The sequence below is a fragment of the Nesterenkonia lacusekhoensis genome, from assembly GCF_017876395.1.
Taxonomy (GTDB): domain Bacteria; phylum Actinomycetota; class Actinomycetes; order Actinomycetales; family Micrococcaceae; genus Nesterenkonia; species Nesterenkonia lacusekhoensis.
This window is the reverse complement of sequence record NZ_JAGINX010000001.1, coordinates 1,856,917-1,873,658: the sequence shown is the minus strand read 5'-3', so window position 1 is coordinate 1,873,658 and position 16,742 is coordinate 1,856,917. Positions and strand designations below refer to the sequence as shown.

At 68.5% G+C, this 16,742-nt stretch carries 16 protein-coding genes and 1 pseudogene; 11 read left to right on the top strand and 6 right to left on the bottom strand.

Translation table 11 applies throughout. The features are described from left to right. Positions 1-16 precede the first annotated feature (16 nt). On the bottom strand, positions 17-526 hold the full coding sequence (gene greA, locus JOF45_RS08800; protein ID WP_210049143.1) for a transcription elongation factor GreA: 510 nt from the start codon (positions 524-526) through the stop codon (positions 17-19). A gap of 180 nt (positions 527-706) precedes the next feature. Beyond that, positions 707-1,132 (bottom strand): DUF4307 domain-containing protein, encoded by a 426-nt coding sequence (locus tag JOF45_RS08795; protein ID WP_210049142.1) that lies wholly within the window; start codon positions 1,130-1,132, stop codon positions 707-709. Between the two features lie 20 nt (positions 1,133-1,152). Here JOF45_RS08795 and mca point away from each other — a divergent pair, with 20 nt between their 5' ends. From mca to JOF45_RS08775, 4 genes are all read left to right on the top strand, one after another. Then, positions 1,153-2,043: a mycothiol conjugate amidase Mca gene (gene mca / locus JOF45_RS08790; RefSeq protein ID WP_210049141.1), complete on the top strand. Its 891-nt coding sequence runs from the start codon at positions 1,153-1,155 to the stop codon at positions 2,041-2,043. Between the two features lie 59 nt (positions 2,044-2,102). Further along, positions 2,103-2,450: a hypothetical protein gene (locus JOF45_RS08785; protein ID WP_210049140.1), complete on the top strand. Its 348-nt coding sequence runs from the start codon at positions 2,103-2,105 to the stop codon at positions 2,448-2,450. Positions 2,451-2,455: 5 nt separating this feature from the next. Continuing rightward, positions 2,456-4,651, top strand: a complete 2,196-nt coding sequence (locus JOF45_RS08780) for a thioredoxin domain-containing protein (protein WP_210049138.1) — start codon at positions 2,456-2,458, stop codon at positions 4,649-4,651. 327 nt (positions 4,652-4,978) lie between these two features. After that, positions 4,979-5,215, top strand: coding sequence for a hypothetical protein (locus tag JOF45_RS08775; RefSeq protein ID WP_210049136.1), 237 nt, complete (start codon positions 4,979-4,981; stop codon positions 5,213-5,215). A gap of 355 nt (positions 5,216-5,570) precedes the next feature. Here JOF45_RS08775 and trhA read toward each other — a convergent pair whose 3' ends face one another. Next, positions 5,571-6,404 carry a PAQR family membrane homeostasis protein TrhA gene (gene trhA / locus JOF45_RS08770; protein WP_378579252.1) on the bottom strand — a complete coding sequence of 278 codons (834 nt, stop codon included), beginning with the start codon at positions 6,402-6,404 and terminating at the stop codon, positions 5,571-5,573. A 115-nt stretch (positions 6,405-6,519) separates the two neighbouring features. On the opposite strand from trhA, the gene uppS reads away from it, so the two are divergent. Next, positions 6,520-7,338: a polyprenyl diphosphate synthase gene (gene uppS, locus JOF45_RS08765; protein ID WP_210049134.1), complete on the top strand. Its 819-nt coding sequence runs from the start codon at positions 6,520-6,522 to the stop codon at positions 7,336-7,338. Between the two features lie 75 nt (positions 7,339-7,413). Here the strand turns inward: uppS and phoH2 are convergent, their stop codons facing one another. Then, entirely contained in the window at positions 7,414-8,709 is a 1,296-nt protein-coding gene (gene phoH2 / locus JOF45_RS08760) for an RNA 5'-3' helicase PhoH2 (protein ID WP_245324649.1), read from the bottom strand. A gap of 407 nt (positions 8,710-9,116) precedes the next feature. Beyond that, on the bottom strand, positions 9,117-9,764 hold the full coding sequence (locus tag JOF45_RS08755; RefSeq protein ID WP_210049132.1) for a rhomboid family intramembrane serine protease: 648 nt from the start codon (positions 9,762-9,764) through the stop codon (positions 9,117-9,119). Between the two features lie 62 nt (positions 9,765-9,826). Between JOF45_RS08755 and JOF45_RS08750 the strand changes: the two genes are divergently transcribed. The 6 genes and pseudogenes from JOF45_RS08750 (at position 9,827) to JOF45_RS08725 (ending at position 15,193) form a co-directional block, all read left to right on the top strand. Next, the gene (locus tag JOF45_RS08750) at positions 9,827-10,675 is read left to right on the top strand and encodes an ABC transporter ATP-binding protein (protein ID WP_210049130.1); all 849 of its coding nucleotides are present in this window, start codon (positions 9,827-9,829) and stop codon (positions 10,673-10,675) included. A 2-nt stretch (positions 10,676-10,677) separates the two neighbouring features. Continuing rightward, complete coding sequence (locus JOF45_RS08745) at positions 10,678-11,337, top strand: ABC transporter permease (RefSeq protein ID WP_210049129.1); 660 nt, start codon at positions 10,678-10,680, stop codon at positions 11,335-11,337. Beyond that, positions 11,334-11,999 (top strand): ABC transporter permease, encoded by a 666-nt coding sequence (locus tag JOF45_RS08740; protein ID WP_210049127.1) that lies wholly within the window; start codon positions 11,334-11,336, stop codon positions 11,997-11,999. Before JOF45_RS08745 ends, JOF45_RS08740 begins: the two co-directional genes overlap by 4 nt. Further along, positions 11,996-12,913, top strand: coding sequence for an ABC transporter substrate-binding protein (locus tag JOF45_RS08735; protein WP_210049125.1), 918 nt, complete (start codon positions 11,996-11,998; stop codon positions 12,911-12,913). The genes JOF45_RS08740 and JOF45_RS08735 overlap by 4 nt, the downstream gene beginning before the upstream one ends. Positions 12,914-13,035: 122 nt before the next feature. Continuing rightward, complete coding sequence (locus JOF45_RS08730) at positions 13,036-14,475, top strand: NCS1 family transporter (protein ID WP_210049124.1); 1,440 nt, start codon at positions 13,036-13,038, stop codon at positions 14,473-14,475. Beyond that, a pseudogene (locus JOF45_RS08725) lies at positions 14,475-15,193 on the top strand (aspartate/glutamate racemase family protein). Before JOF45_RS08730 ends, JOF45_RS08725 begins: the two are co-directional and overlap by 1 nt. On the opposite strand, the gene JOF45_RS08720 reads toward JOF45_RS08725, so the two are convergent. Continuing rightward, positions 15,145-16,695: a glutamyl-tRNA reductase gene (locus tag JOF45_RS08720; protein WP_210049123.1), complete on the bottom strand. Its 1,551-nt coding sequence runs from the start codon at positions 16,693-16,695 to the stop codon at positions 15,145-15,147. The pseudogene JOF45_RS08725 and the gene JOF45_RS08720 sit on opposite strands and share 49 nt — an antisense overlap. Positions 16,696-16,742: the final 47 nt, after the last annotated feature.

Below are 16,742 nucleotides of genomic sequence, written 5' to 3'. Positions count from 1 at the left end.
CTGTCTGAATGCTGTCTCAGCCGGTGAAGGGCTTCACCGAGACGATCTCCACCGGGATGTCCTTGCCGTTGGGGGCGGTGTAGGAGAGTGTGTCACCCTCCTTGGCGCCGTCGATGGCCTGGCCGATGGGAGAGTCCTTGGAGTAGACGTCCAGGTCCGAGTCGCCGGCGATCTCCCGGTTGCCGAACAGGAAGGTCATCTCATTGTCCGCGATCTTCGCGGTGACCTGCATGCCGGGCTCCACCACGCCGTCGTCGGCGGGGGCCTCGCCCACGTAGGCGTTCTCCAGGAGGTCGGTGAGGTAGCGGATGCGGGCCTCAGCCTTGCCCTGCTCCTCCTTGGCGGCGTGGTAGCCGCCGTTCTCCTTCAGATCGCCCTCTTCGCGGGCGGCTTCGATGCGGTCAACGATCTCCTGGCGGCCGGGGCCGCTCAGGTGCTCCAGCTCGGCCTTCAGGCGGTCATAGGCCTCCTGGGTCAGCCACTGCGCGTTCTCGTCAGTCTCAGGGGTGTTCGTCGACACTCTCATCGTCTCCTTGTCATCACCATGCAAAACGCCCCGCCCGGGAGGACTGGATCCGGACCCTTGGCGTCCGGATGTCTGCCCCGGCGGGGTGGTTGCTGCGTTCCACTCATGCTAGTTCGGCTGGTGAGGAACCTCAACGCGGCCGCGTTATGTTGCGGCGGTTTTCGGCCAGGAGCGAAGCCTTCAGGCCTCGTGTTCCCAGCAGCTGTCCACGATGCCGGAGACGCCGCGGGACTCGGTGCGCAGGTCGGTGCGGTAGTACTGCTCGCGCTCCGCCTGCGTCTCGCCCTCATGTGGGCCGATGGTAACGATCTGGTGGCCGACGATGGCGTAGGAGTCGTCCAGGACTTGGATGCTGCACTGGACGGTGGCGTCGAAGTCCTTGGCGACCTCATAGTCGACCGAGGCGGAGGTGTCGGAATGAATCGTGTACCCGACGTCTTTATAGGAGAGTTGGCCCACCGCATTGCCGATGGTGAAATAGAGCGCCGCGGCGAAGGACAGCACCAGCGCACCGATGATGAGCCAGCGCTGGGTTCGGGCTGACCGGCCCTTCTTCGGGGCGCCGTAGCGTGCGGTGAGGTTCTCCGGAGAGGCTGTCTGGCTCATCAAGACTATTCTAAGGGGTTATGCGAGTGACTCAGGTGCCCGAGTCGGAGGGGCTGCGGCTGCTGGCCGTCCACGCCCACCCGGATGACGAATCCTCCAAGGGTGCGGCCATGATGGCCGCCTACGCCGCTGCCGGCGCTGAGGTGATGGTGGCCACCGCCACCGGCGGTGAGCGGGGCGACCTGCTCAACCCGGCGACCGGGGAGAACCCCCACTGTCACCGGGATCTTCCGGGGGTCCGCCGCTTGGAGATGCAGGAGGCGGCCGAGGCCCTGGGCATCCAGCACGTCTGGCTCGGGTTCGCCGACTCCGGGCTCCCGGAGGGCGACCCCATGCCGCCGCTGCCCTTCGACTCCTTCGGGACCCTGCCCCTGGAGCAGGCCTCCGCCCCGCTGGTCCGCCTGGTGCGCCGCTTCAAGCCTCATGTGATCCTCGCCTACGACGAGATGGGCGGCTATCCGCACCCGGATCACATCATGAGCCACAAGATTGCCGTAGAGGCCTACCACGCCGCCGGCGACGCCGAACGCTACCCCGACTGCGGCGAGGCCTGGCAGCCCCAGAAGCTCTACTACGACCGCGCATTCAACCCCGCCCGGTTCCGCGCCATCCACGACGCCTTCCTGGCCGCGGGCCAGGAGTCCCCGTACGAGGACCGCATCGCCTGGTTCGAGGAGGCCGACTGGCGCACCAAGCACGAGGTCACCACCCAGGTGCCCATCGGGGACTTCCTGGACAGGCGCGACGCCGCCCTGCGCGCCCACCGCACGCAGGTGGAGCCGGACGGGTTCTTCTTCGCGACGCCGAATGACTTCCTGCGCGAGGTCTGGCCCTACGACGACTATGTGCTCATCGACTCCAAGGTGGAGACCCAGATCCCGGAGTACGACGTCTTCGCCGGGCTGCGCTGAGCCTGAGGCCGAATCCAGGCGGCTTCGCCGGGCGGGCCGATGGGGCGTAGAATGGGCGCGTGATGATTCTTCCAGCGCTGACACAGTGGTGGCCCGGCGGGGGCGGCGGAGAGACACCTGAGCTGCGCCCCGGGCTGGAGGAGTCGGACATCACCCCCGGCATCGCCGGCTTCCTCTTCACCGCGCTCATGGCCTTCCTGCTGGTCATCGTGGTGCGTGACCTGGTCAAGCGCATGCGCCGGATGAAGTACCGCAGTCAGATGGAGTCGGAGCTCGCGGGCGAGGAGGCCGAGTTCCCCGGTGAGCTCACCCCTGCGGAGATCAGCGAATCCCAGCAGAAGGCCCGGGACGCGGCCGCCGCACAGCGGTTCGGGACGCAGAAGACAGCCGAGGACAGCCAGGGCTGACCGGCATGGGACAGCGGCTGGCGCAGACGCAGTCCGCCTATCTGCGCCAGCATGCGGGGAATCCCGTGGACTGGTGGCCCTGGTCCGCGGAGGCCTTCGCAGAGGCCCGGCGCCGGGATGTCCCCGTCTTCATCTCCATCGGCTACGCCGCCTGCCACTGGTGCCATGTCATGGCCGGAGAGTCCTTCGAAGACCCTGAGATCGCCCGGCTGCTCGGTGAGCGGTTCGTGGCCGTGAAGGTGGACCGTGAGGAGCACCCCGACGTCGACGACGCCTATATGGCGGCCGTCCAGGCCATGACCGGCCAGGGCGGCTGGCCGATGAGCATCTTCACCACCGGCTCGGGACAGGTCTTCCACGCCGGCACCTATTTCCCTCCGCGTCGCCGCAGCCAGGTCCCCTCCTTCACCGAGGTACTCGACGCCGTCCACACCGCCTGGACCCAACGCCGGGAGGAGGTGGAGCGGTCTGCGGCGCAGATCGCGGCCTCGCTCGGCGCGCAGCGCCGCCAGCAGGCGGAGATCGCCACGGTGGTCGAGGCCGGCTCCGCAGAGAGCCCCTGGCTCGCGGCAGAGCCCTTCCGCAGGGTGCTCGACCAGGCGCTGGAGGCGCTGGCGCAGCAGGAGGACACCGTCCACGGAGGCTTCGGCGCCGCGCCCAAGTTCCCGCCTTCGCCGCTGCTGGGCTTCCTCCTGGAGGAAGGTGCGCACCGGCCGGACGGCCCCGCCGCAGGGCTGGCGATCCGGACCATGGAGGCCATGGGCCGTTCCGCCCTCTTCGACCAGGTCGAGGGCGGCTTTGCCCGCTACGCGACCGACCGGGCCTGGTCCCTGCCGCATTTCGAGAAGATGCTCTATGACAACGCCCAACTGATCGGGCACTATGCACGCCTCAGCGTCCATCCGGCCGCCGGGGAGGAGCAGCGCGACGACGCCGAGCGCATCGCCCGCAGGAGCATCAGCTGGCTGCGGCAGCGCCTGCTGCTCGGCCCTGAGGGGGAGGGGAGCCCCGGGCTGCTCGCTTCCTCCCTCGACGCCGACACGGTGGATGAGGACGGAACGCATCACGAAGGTGCCACCTACCTGTTCAGCGACGCGGAGGTGCGCGAGGCCGCGGAGGCCGAAGGATGGGGCCTCATGCGGGCCACCCTGATCGCGGAGATGAACCGCGGGGTGCCCGCCGACGAACACGCCCTGGCCTCCGGGGCGCCGCTGAACATCACCGAGCACACCCCGCGGACGCTGCACTTCGACGCCCCGCTGAGCCCTGCCGAGCGGACCCTGTGGGAGAAGGTGCTGCCGGAGCTGCGGCGCCGCCGGGCCGCCCGCCCCCAGCCCGCCCGGGATGAGAAGGTGGTCGCGGCGTGGAACGCCCAGGCGGTGGCCTCTCTGGCCCAGGCCGCCGCGCTCTGGGAGGATGCAGACCTGCTGGAGGAGGCCGAGCAGCTGGGCCGGCGGCTGTGGGCCGTCCACGTGGAGGAGGAGCCCTCCGGCAGGTCGGCCGCGGTGTACCGGACCTCCTACGGCGGGGTCCGGGGAGACCGGCTGGGCACCCTCAGCGATCACGCCCAGGTGGTCAACGCCTGCTTCGCCCTCTCCTCCGCAGGGGCGGGGGAGGCCGCCGGATGGGCGCGGCGCGGTGCGGCCGTCCTAGATTTCACCCTGGACCACTTCGTGAGGCACGGCGGGGAGGAGGGCGCCCCGCTGAGCCTCCTGGAGAGCCTGGACGAGGACGGGCTGCTGACCCAGGCCCAGCACGGCGGTGACGCCCAGGCGAGTCCTTTCGACGGTCCTGAGCCCAGCGGCGTCGCGGCCCTGGCCCAGGTGATCCAGACGGCGGAGGCCCTCCAGACCGCTGAAGGGCTCCTCCCGGCGGAGCTGCCGGTCCGGGCTGCAGAGATCCTGAACCATGTGCCCTTCGCAGCTCCCAAGGCCCCGCAGCTGGTGGGAGCCAGCATGCTGGCCGCGGCACGGGCCGCCCGCCAGTCGCCTGCCTTCTGGGTCCTCTCCGGCACGGAGCAGGATGTGGCGGAGGTCCGCCGTGCCGGCGCGCTGTACGGGATCCCGGTGGAGCCGGTGCCGGACGGCGTCGTGGGTGAGGGGGAACGGTTGCGGCTGAGCGTGTGTCTCAATGGTCAGGAGTCCATGGTGTGCCTGCCTCCGGTGGGCTCGGTCCAGGAGGCGCTGGAGAAGCTGGTCTGAGGTCTTCAGGCCGGGACCGCTTCACGGGCGGCCAAGGTTCGGCGGACCTCGGTGACCGTGCGGCGGAAGCCGTCACGGGCGCCCTGGTCGAAATGTGTGTGCCCGTCGTACTGCAGCGCCACCTTCTGGGACAGGTAGGCGGCGTCGGCCGCTGGGGAGCGGGGGTCCTGCGGATCGGCCGGGACCTGGAGCCTCAGGCTCGGGCAGGCCCGCCTGGACCAGAGCCAGGCGCATACGGGTCTCCTGGACCGAGTCTGCGCCGATGCGGACCTGCTGCAGCGCTTCGCCGGCGAGAGACCGGCCCCGGACATGCGGGTGGAGGGACAGGTGGGCGGCGATCCTCTCGAGGCTGCTGTGCGGTGTGCTGCGGTCCTCATACCGTCTCCGTGGGATCCGGACCAGGGCATCTCCCAGGCAGATCAGCTCATCGAGCCGCAGCAGGGAGGCACACTCCAAGAACGTCCGTTCCGGGCCGCCCGCGGGGAGCCCGTCCAGCACGGTGCGGAGCTCTCCGGGGAGCGGCCTGGCGCGGTGCGGGATGAGGTTCTGCCTGCGGACCGGTGAGGCACCGTGCCTGACGGAGAGATGGAGAGCTGACGCGAACCGGCGCGGCACGGGGAGTCCCAGGAGGTGCGCAGTGGTGGTGTGTGAGACCCAGGCCCCCGGGTGGTCGGCTGTGACGCCCCTGGCCCGCAGCAGCCCCGCGGAGAGGGGCCGCCCCGGAGGGATGCTGGGAGAGGAGAGGCCGGACGCATGTCCCCAGCCTGCCGGGTCCGCCGGATTTCCGCGGCGGTTCTCCACAGGTTGGGCTGTGGGGCTTTCTGCTGTGTACAGATAAACCCGGAATTCCCGCCTGAAGAGCGCGTATGGCGGGTCTACCTGTACACAGCGGTGCGCAGCAGCGGATCTGGGCCCGCGCTCACCCCAGGAGGGCGAACATGATCGCGATGTAGTGGCAGATGAAGCCGACCAGAGTGCAGGCGTGGAAGAGCTCGTGGAAGCCGAACCACTGCAGCGAGATGTTGGGCCGCTTCAGCCCGTAGAACACGGCCCCGATGATGTAGGCGGCGCCGCCAGCGCACACCAGGATGGCCGCCACCAGGTCCGCGGCGAAGAAATCACCCAGGAAGACCAGCGCGGAGAGGCCCAGCACGCAGTACAGCGGCGTGTAGAGCCACCGCGGGGCGTGGGTCCAGAACACGCGGAAGGCCACGCCGCCCAGCGCGCCCACCCACACGCTGGTCAGCAGGATGGTCCGCTGCGGATCGTCCAGCAGCGCCAGAGTCAGCGGGGTGTAGGTCCCCGCGATGATCAGCATGATGTTGGTGTGGTCCAGCCGCTTGAGCACCAGGGCAGTCTTCGGCGACCAGCGCCCCAGGTGATAGGTGGCCGAGACTGCGAAGAGCAGCAGCCCGGTGAACGCGTAGATCACCGAGGCCCAGCGCAGAGTTCCCGACGGCGCCAGCGCGATCAGCACGATGCCCGCGGCCAGTGCCAGCGGCACCATTCCGGCGTGCAGCCAGCCTCGCATGCGAGGTTTGAGCGGGATGTCGGAGTCGAAGAGGCGATCGGCCGGGGCCACACCGCCTTCGGGCTGAGCCTCCTCCGAGGCGGCGGCGTCTGTGGGCCGCTGGTGGGAGGCCGCGGCGCCGCGGCGGTGCGGGTCCTCAGCTGAGGTGAAGTCTGTCTGATCGGTGTCTGTCTGATCCGGGGAGCGCTCATCGTCGGAGCGCTGATCCTGCGGGCGGGCCATACACCGATTCTACGCCGCCCTAGTGACTGCACAGTAACAAAGGGGGCGAGCGTGACCCGCAGACTCCTCTTGTAGGGTGGGCGGCGGAGCAGCGGGCAGAGGCGAAGGAGAATCGATGGGGCTGCGGAACCTGGCCTATACGGTCTATGAGCGGCGCGTCAGCCGTGCCCTGCCCAAAGAACGGCTCCCGCAGCACATCGGCGTCGTCGTGGACGGAAACCGCAGGTGGGCCAAGATCGCCGGCACCCCGACGGCGGACGGGCATCTGGCCGGTGCGCATAAGATCGTCGAGTTCATCGACTGGTGTGCCCAGCTGCGCATTCCCACGGTGACCCTCTACATGCTCTCCACCGACAACATGAACCGCTCCGAGGCAGAGCTGGAGCAGCTCATGGAGATCATCGGCGACACCCTCGATCGGCTGGCGGAGTCCCGGCCCGGCGGCCGCAGAGTCGAAGTCCACCCGGTGGGCCAGCCGGAGCTGCTGCCCGAGCCCCTGGCCGCCAAGCTGTGGGACGTCACCACAGCCACCGGTGCCATCCCGCAGGTCAGGCCCGCCGAGCGGGGTCGCGGTCCGGCTGAGGAGACGGCGGTGCACGTCAACGTGGCCATCGGCTACGGCGGCCGGCAGGAGATCGTGGACGCGGTGAAGTCGCTGCTGCGCGACGCCGAATCCTCCGATAAGAGCCTCAGCGAAGTCGCCGAGGAGCTCACTCCCGGGGAGATCTCCGAACGGCTCTACACCCGCGGCCAGCCCGACCCGGACCTGATCATCCGCACCTCCGGCGAGCAGCGGCTCTCCGGCTTCCTGATGTGGCAGTCGGCCTACTCGGAGTTCTACTTCGCCGAGGCTCTGTGGCCCGACTTCCGCCGCACCGACTTCCTGCGCGCCCTGCGTGACTACGCCCAGCGCCAGCGCCGCTACGGCAACTGATCATCATCTGACCAGCTGCCGCAGCGACCGCTGAACCGGCCGACCAGACCGGCCCGATCAGGCCGGCAGGTGGACTCAGTCGGCCAGCAGCTCGGTGACCAGCGCGGCGATGCGGCTGCGCTCGGAGCGCGAGAGCGTCACGTGGCCGAACAGCGGATTGCCCTTGAGGATCTCGACCACGGCGGCGACGCCGTCGTGCCGGCCGACCCGCAGGTTGTCGCGCTGGGCGACGTCGTGGGTCAGCACGATCTTCGAGTTCTGCCCCATCCGGGACATCACGGTCAGCAGTACGTTCTTCTCCAGGGACTGGGCCTCGTCGACGATCACCCAGGAGTCGTGCAGGGAGCGGCCGCGGATATGGGTCAGCGGCATCACCTCCAGCAGACCGCGGGCCATGACCTCTTCGAGCACGTTCTCGCTGACCAGTGCGGAGAGCGTGTCATAGACGGCCTGGCCCCAGGGGTTCATCTTCTCGGCCTCGGTGCCCGGCAGATAGCCCAGCTCCTGGCCTCCCACGGCATAGAGCGGACGGAAGACCACGATCTTCTTGTGCTCCCGGCGCTCCAGGACAGCCTCGAGACCGGCGCAGAGGGCCAGCGCGGACTTCCCCGTTCCCGCGCGACCTCCCATGGAGACGATCCCGACCTCACGGTCCATGAGCATGTCGATGGCCAGGCGCTGCTCGGCGCTGCGTCCGTGGACGCCGAAGACGTCGCGGTCGCCGCGGACCACCTGGATGTACTTCTTGGAGCAGGAGTCTTGGTGGACCCTGCCCAGCGCTGAACCCGTCGGCCCCTGGATAACCAGGCCGGTGTTCGTCGGGAGCGACTCTGCCTCCTCGATGTCGATGCGCTCGCCGTCGTAGAGGCCGCTGATCTGCTCCTCCGTGGCAGTGACCTCGGCCAGGCCGGTCCAGCCGCTGTCGGCGACCCATTCGTTGCGGTACTCGTCGGCGTCGAGTCCCATGGCCGATGCCTTGACGCGCATGGGCAGGTCCTTGGAGACCACCGTGACGTCGCGGCCCTCATCGGCGAAGCTCTTGGCCACGGCCAGGATGCGTGAGTCGTTGTCGGCGCCGCGGAAGCCGTGGGGGAGCACCTCGAGGCTGATGTGGTTGAGCTCCACCAGCAGGTGCCCGCCCTGATCGTTCAGCGGGATGGGCTGGTTCAGAGCACCGTGGGTGGTGCGCATCTCATCCAGCAGCCGCAGCGCAGCGCGGGCGTAGTAGCCCAGCTCCGCGTCGTGGCGCTTCTTCTCCAGTTCGGAGATCACGACGACGGGCACGATGACCTCATGCTCGGCGAAGCGCAGGACCGCTTTCGGATCAGAGAGCAGTACAGAGGTGTCCAGGACATAGGACTTCTGAGCCAGTTCCTGCTCGAGGCTGGTGCGCTCGGCGCTCTTCTCAGTGGGAGTGGTGTTCAGCGGGGCCACAGTATCTCCAGACCCGGAAACAGAAGAAGGTCCCGACGGCGGGGCAGGTGCGTGGATGAGCTGCGCTCTCCAGCACCATGTCTCGCCGCGGAACCTTCATGTTCCCGCATCGAATCGTCGGGGTGTGGGCGGTTCGGCCCCAGGCCGGTCAGCGATGTGCCCTCCGACAGTCCGGGGCCGGACCGGCCCCTCCTGCGTTGTGCCACTGCCAACACTCGGGCCTCTCCGGTCAGGTATCTGACACCTTCAGACTAGGCACTCAGAGGGCGCGAGCGGGCAATTGCGCCGGAGTTTCTTGTGACGAACAGATGAACAGTTCGTAAGGGGGAGGAAGAGCGCCCAGCTCAGCCGAGTCGGCGTCGGGCCCTCTCCGCCTTCCGGACCTGCCGCTGGGCGCGCAGGGTGCGGGTCAGCCACAGCGCGACGACGACGCCGGCGCAGGCGCCGAAGAGGTGCCCGGTCCAGGAGACGTCGGGCTGGCCGGGCAGCAGGCCCGGCAGCATGGCCACGGCGTGGAAGACGGCCACGACGGCGGCGAAGAGGATGGCCAGCGGACGGCGTTTGGCCCAGCCGTAGACCAACAGGAAGGAGGCGAATCCGTAGATCACCCCGGAGGCGCCCACATGGGTGCTGGAGGTGCCGCCCACCCAGAGCAGCGCCCCGCCGAAGAGCCAGATCCCGGCGGTGACCCGGGTGAAGTCGCGGGAGATGATCGCGGTCATCGAGCCCAGGATCAGCCAGCTGATCGAGTTGCTGATCAGGTGCATCCATCCGCCGTGCAGCAGCGGCATGAACAGGATGCCCAGCAGTCCGGAGAGGGAGCGGGGCTGAAGGCCCAGCAGATCGTTGAGCCAGTGGCCGCCCAATGCGTTAACCAGATGGATCGCCCACATGGCGGCGAGCAGCACCACCACGGGGCCCAGGGTCCTGACCAGTGAGTCTCTGGCGTCCCGGCCGATGGAGGACCAGCTGTCGTTCTCGGTGGCGCTCATCCCTCCATGCTAGGCCGTCATCGGGTTAGGCTGTACCGCAGTCATTCTCCGGAGGCGGGTTCATGGGTATCGAATTCAGGGACGTCAGCAAGACCTATCCAGACGGCACCCAGGCGGTCCGCGACTTCAGCCTGACCATCCCCTCCCACACCGCCACGGTGTTCCTGGGCTCCTCGGGATGCGGGAAGACCACCCTGCTGCGGATGGTCAACCGTATGGTGGACCCCTCCTCTGGTCAGGTGCTCATCGATGACGAGGACATCGCCTCCGCCCATCCGGTGCGGCTGCGCCGGAGGATCGGCTATGTCATGCAGCACTCCGGCCTGCTGCCGCACCGGAAGGTCATCGACAACGTGGCCACTGTGCTGCGGCTCAACGGCTCCGGCCGGACCGAGGCGCGGAAGCGGGCGGAGGAGCTGCTCGACGTCGTCGGGCTGGACCCCGCCCTGGGGAAGCGATACCCGGAGCAGCTCTCCGGGGGTCAGCAGCAGCGGGTCGGGGTGGCCCGCGGTCTGGCCGGCGACCCCAACATCCTGCTGATGGACGAGCCTTTCGGCGCCGTAGACCCGCTGGTCCGCCTGGAGCTGCAGAAGGAGCTCAAACGCATCCAGACCGAGCTGCGCAAGACGATCGTCTTCGTCACCCATGACATCGATGAGGCGCTGGCCCTCGGGGACCAGATCGTGGTGCTTAAGTCAGGGGGTGAGGTCGCGCAGATGGGGACCCCGTTGGAGCTGGTCACCGCCCCGGCCGATGATTTCGTGGCGCAGTTCGTCGGTCTGGAGGACGGCCGCCGCACGCTGAAGGCCGTACCCGGAGAGGGCAGAGGATGGGTCGTGACCGACTCCCACGGCCGCCCGCTCGGGATGCTCGGCGACCTGCCCGGGGCCCCGGCTCCTGCGGAGGGTTGAGCATGGACTGGATCCTGCGCAACGCCCCGCGCATCGGGGAGCTCGCCCTGGATCATCTGGCGCTGAGCCTGCCGGCCGTGCTGACCGCGTTCCTGCTCTCGGTCCCGCTGGCGGTGCTGGCCAACCGGCTGCGCCTGCTGCGTGAGCCGATCATCTCCGGAACCGGCCTGCTCTACGCGGTGCCCTCCCTGCCGCTGTTCATCGTGCTGCCGGTCATCCTGGGCACCGGGGTCCGTGACGCCTTCAACGCGGTGGTCGCCCTGACGCTGTTCGGGATGGCGCTGATGGTCCGCTCCGCGGCCGAGGGGCTGGACGCGGTCTCCGAGGACGTCCGGCTGGCGGCCACCGCGCAGGGGTATTCGCGCTGGGGACGCTTCTGGACGGTGGACCTGCCGCTGGCCGGGCCCGCGCTGCTGGCGGGCCTGCGGGTGGTCAGCGTGAGCACCATCAGCCTGGTCACGGTCAGCGCGGTGCTGGGCGTGCAGTCGCTGGGCTCGCTGTTCACCGACGGCTTCCAGCGCGGCATCGTCCCCTCCATCCTGGCCGGCGTCGTGATGACCGCCCTGGTGGCTCTGATCCTGGACCTGTTGCTGATCCTGGTCGGCCGCACGCTGATGCCCTGGAGGCGAACCTCTGGCAGGACGGAGGGGGCTGCGGTATGAACCATCTGATCGAGGCCTTCCAGCTGCTGCTGGAGTCCGATACCTGGTCAGGGCCCTCGGGCCTGGGCGCGCGGGCTCTGGAGCACCTGCGGTACACGCTCATCGCCGTGGCGCTCTCAGCCCTGATCGCCCTGCCCGTCGGGCTGGCCGTGGGCCACTTCGGCCGTGGCAGAAACCTGGTGGTGATCAGCACCGGAGCGGTGCGGGCCCTGCCCTCCCTGGGTGTGCTGACCCTGGTGGCGCTGTTCGTGGGGATCGGCCTGACCGCGCCCATGGTCGCCCTCATCGCCCTGGCGGTGCCCTCGATCATCGCGGGCGCCTACTCGGGGGTGGAGTCGGTGGACCCCCGCGTGGTCGATGCCGCACGGGCCCAGGGGATGAACCGCTGGCAGGTCCTCCTCACCGTCCAGATCCCGCTGGGGCTGCCGCTGATCATCGGCGGCATCCGCCTGGCGGTGCTGCAGGTGGTCGGCACGGCGATCCTGGCCGCCTATGTGGGGGCAGGCGGGCTCGGAGCGCCGCTCTTCCTGGGGCTGCGCACCTACGACTATCCGCTGCTGCTGGCCGCCTCCATCGTGGTCATCGCCTTGGCGGTGGTCCTGGATATAGCCTTCGGCACTGTGCAGAGAAGCATCCGAGATCTGATGAGAGGACATGCATGATGCGAACATTCACCAAGGAGTGGGTGGGTCTGGGCATCGCAGCCCTGGCGCTGACAGCCTGCGGCAGCGACGACCCGCTGGGCGGCGGCTCGGAGGAGGACGGCAGCGCGGCAGAGGGCACGCTGGTCGTCGGCTCCCAGCAGTACTACTCCAACACCATCGTCGCCGAGCTCTATGCCCAGGTGCTCGAGGACGCCGGGTACGACGTCGAGCGGGAGTTCGAGATCGGCCAGCGCGAGGTCTATATGCCGGAGCTGGAGGCGGGGGAGATCGACGTCTTCCCCGAATACACCGGCAACCTGCTGCAGTACCTCGACGGCGACTCCGAGGCCTCCACCTCCGAGGAGGTGGAGGCTGAGCTCGAGACCGCACTGCCGGAGGGCCTCACTGTGCTGGCTCCGGCCGAGGCCACCGACCAGGACAGCTACACGGTGACCGCTGAGTTCGCGGAGGAGAACGGCCTGGAGAGCATCGCAGATCTGGCCGAGCTCGAGGATCTCACCATCGTCTCCAACTCCGAGTTCGAGACCCGGCCCTATGGTCCTCAGGGCGCCAGTGAGGTCTACGGCGCGGAGATCAGCCTGCTCGCCGTCGAGGACTCTGGCGGGCAGCTGACGCTGAACGCGCTGCTGGATGGGGAGGCTGAGATCGCCAACATCTACACCGCCGACCCGGCCATCGAGGAGAACGACCTGGTCGTGTTGGAGGATCCGGAGGAGCTGATCCTGCCGCAGAACCTCTTCCCGCTGGTCTCGGAGAACGTGGATGAGCAGGCCCAAACGCTGCTGGAGGAGCTCAGCGCCGCGCTGACTCAGGAGGAGCTGCTGGAGCTCAACGCCCGGAGTGTGGACGAGCAGGCCTCTGCCGAGGAGGTCGCCTCTGCGTGGCTTCAGGAACAGGGGCTGGTGGAGTAGTGCCTGAGCCGAAGCCAGACGCTCTGCTGTAAGGAGACTGTCTCCTCGCCGAAACGCTGATGAAACAGTCGGCCTATACCTTGAGGATCGTTTGAAACGAATGTTTCTCGAAGGGATGGCCGATGACTGCCGTGACCACTGTCAGTTCGAAGGCGCTGGGGGAGGAGTCCCTGGCGCCCCAGACGATGCGGATCATGGGGAAGCCCTCATATCTCCTGACCTGGATGGGCGGATGCGTATCCATCGGCACCTTCACCATGGGCTCCTCGCTGGTGGGGACGCTCACGCTGGTCCAGGCCGGCGTCGCCATGGCGGTCGGCCGCCTGGTGATCGCTCTGGGCCTGGCCATCAACGGTGCCGCCGGTCACCGCTACGGCATCCCCTTCATCGTCCAGGCGCGCAGTGCCTTCGGATTCGCCGGGACCAAAGTGCCCGGTCTGGTCCGGGCCCTGCCGGCGCTGCTCTGGTACGGCTTCCAGAGCTGGATCGGGGCCGCCGCGCTGAACATGGTCAGCGAGACGCTCTTCGGCTTCAGCAGCATCGTGCTGTTCTTCATCCTCTTCCAGCTGCTGCAGATCATCCTCTCGGTCACCGGCTTCCAGGGCATCAAATGGCTGGAGAACATCGGAGCGGTGTTCATCCTCTGCGCGCTGGTCTACATGTTCTTCAGCGTGGTCGACCGCTACGGCGCAGAGCTCGGTGAGGCGCTGAGCACTGAGGGGACCTGGGGCTTTCCCTTCTGGTCGGCGACCATGCTGTTCCTGGGCATCTACGCAACCATGATGCTCAACGTCTCGGACTACTCCCGCGAGCACACCCGCGGCTCCGGGCCGGGCGTGATGGTGAGCCCCTACTCGCTGGCCATCCTGCCGGTGACCCTGTTCATGGGACTGATCGGCCTGATGGTCTCTCAGGCTACCGGCGCGGTCGATCCCATCGACGTCTTCGCCGATGCCGTGGACAACCCGCCGCTGCTGGTTATCACGCTGCTGTTCATCGCCTTCGCCCAGGTGACCACCAACGTGCTCAACAACGTGGTCCCACCCACCTATGTGCTGATGGAAATGTTCGGCATGAAGTACCGAACCTCCGCGGTGCTGGTCGGCCTGCTGGCACCGGCGACCTTCCCGTGGCTGCTGGTCCGTGATGAGTCCGCCGACGGCCTCCAGGTGTTCGTCCAGACCTATTCAGCCTTCCTCGGGCCGATCTTCGCGGTGATGGTGGTGGACTACTACGTGATCCGGCGGCGCCGGCTTCACCTGGATGAGCTGTACGATCCTTCCGGGCCCCTGCGTGGAGTCAACTGGGCCGCGGTGATCGCAGTCGCAGTCGGAGTGCTCTGTGCCGCACCCTTCTCCGATGTGGGCTGGTACATCAGTCTGATGCCGGCCGCGGCGGTCTACTGGCTGCTGATGAGAAAGTGGTCCGGAGCCGCGCGGTTCCGTCCGCAGGAGACGGGCCCGCAGGAGACGGTCTCGGAGGAGGCTGGGTCGCAGGAGGTCGAGCCGCCGGCGCAGGACACTGCGCCCCGCCCACACGTCGAAGAGAGAGCAGGTTCCTGATGCGCATACTGGTGGTCAACGTCAACACCACAGACTCGATGACCCAGGCGATCGCCCAGCAGGCCCGTGGAGCCGCCGCCGAGGGAACGGAGATCGTGCCGCTGACCCCGCGCTTCGGGGCGGAGTCGGTGGAGGGCAACATGGAGAGCTACCTGGCCGCCGTCGGAGTGATGGATGCGGTGGCCAGCTATGGGCAGGACTTCGACGCCGTCATCCAGGCCGGCTTCGGCGAGCACGGCCGGGAGGGTCTCCAGGAGCTCGCACGGCACCAGTGGTGGACATCACTGAGGCCTCGGCGCATATGGCCTCCCTGCTGGGGCGGAGCTACTCCGTGGTCACCACGTTGGACCGCACCGTCCCACTGATCGAGGACCGGCTGCTGCTGGCGGGGTTGGACCGCCGTTGCGCCTCCGTGCGGGCCTCAGGGCTCTCGGTCCTGCAGCTGGAGGAGGACTCCGCTGCGGCCGTGCGCGCCATCGCCGAACAGGCGAAGCAGGCCGTGGAGCAGGACGGCGCAGAGGTGATCATCCTCGGATGCGGCGGGATGACCGGACTGGAGGAGGCCGTGCGCGAGGCCGCCGGCACTCCGGTGGTGGACGGCGTCGCCGCCGCGGTGAAGCTGGCTGAGTCTCTGGTCAGCCTGGGGCTGGAGACCTCGAAGGTGCGGACCTACGCCGCGCCGCGGTCCAAGCGGGTCACCGGCTGGCCGTTGGCCTGAGGCACCTCGGCGGGCTGGATGTGGCGCACGGCGTCCAGCCGCTCCACGTGGAAGTCTCCGGGGCGGTGGTGCCGGCAGAATCCACCGCTGGGGACCTGCCGCAGGTAGGCAGCCATCTGGGCCAGCTCGGCGGGGGAGAAGTCCTCGGCGCGGCGACGCTTGGCCGGGGCCCGGCGCTCGGAGTCCTCGGCAGCGGCCTGGTCCCGCGGAGCGATCTCCAGGCCGAAGACGTCCTCCAAAGCCTTCACGTAGTCCTCAGTGCGACCTTCGGCGGCCAGCTCCCGGGCGCGGACAGTGGGGGTATGAAGCAGCTTCCGGACGATCTTCCGGACGGCGAACTCGACCTCCTCGGAGGCGCCGGTGCAGCCGTGGTGCTTGCGGACCTTGGCCATCTCCTCATCCAGGACCTGCTGAGTGTGCTGGCGCAGGGCCACGATGGCGTCATCGGCGCTGCGCTCACGGCGCTGCGTCAGGTACTGCTGGACCGAATCGGCGACGACGGCGCGTGCCTCGTCCACAGACCCTTCGGTCTCGGCTGGGGCGGCCATCTTCACCGACTCCAGCGTGATCAGCTCGACGCCGTCGAGGTCAGCGACCTCCGGGGTGAAGTCATGGGAGAGCGCCAGGTCCACCACAGTCAGGGGAGCGGTGCGTCCACCCTGCTCGGCGGGCTGGCCCAGCCCGGCCAGAGTGCGGATCTCTCCGGCGGTGATCTGACGGTTGCCGCCGGAACAGCCGATGACCACATCGGCGCTGCGGAAGGCCTGGCCCAGATCCTCCATGGCCAGGGGGCGGATGCGGTCCTGGGCCTGGAGGGCCTCAGCGCGCTGGGCCACGAACTCTTCGGCGCGGCCGGAGCCGGAGAAGACAGCGACCTCGCCGACCCCGCGCTCCACCAGCTGGGCCAGTGACGTGCCGGCATAGGCGCCGGTGCCGATGAGCACCACTGAGGCGCCCTGGTAGAACTCAGCGGCGTCGCCGCGCATATCCCCGGCGATGTCCAGGGCCACCGAGACGATGGACCGGCCGCGGGATCCCAGCGCTGTGCGGGTGCCCACGTCCTTGGCCGTGCGGGTGGCGGTCTCGAAGAGCTTGGTCAGGTTGCCGGAGACCGTTCCTGCGCTCTGCGCCTCTGCCAGGGATTTGCGCACCTGGCCGGCGATCTCGCGCTCGCCGATGACTGCGGAGTCCAGTCCGGCCCCGACTTCGAAGAGGTGGCTGACGGCGTCGTCCTCCACCAGGGTGCGGAAGGAGGAGGCGATGGTCTCGCGGGTGAGTCCGGAGGACTCGGCCACAGCGTCGATGAGCTGCTCGCGGGCGGAGTCGACGTCATCCGGGCGGTCCGAGGGGGCCTCGGCATAGATCTCGAGCCGGTTGCAGGTCGCCAGCGTCACGGCAGGCACATCGACAGAACCGGCCACAACGGCCGCTCCTGAGCTGAGGGTTCCCACGGTCTCGAGATCGAGATCCGAATGGGTGGCGACGAGAGAGAATAGAGTCACGACGGCGTCCATTCTACGTCCGGAGGGGCTCTGCGTGGTAATGCGCG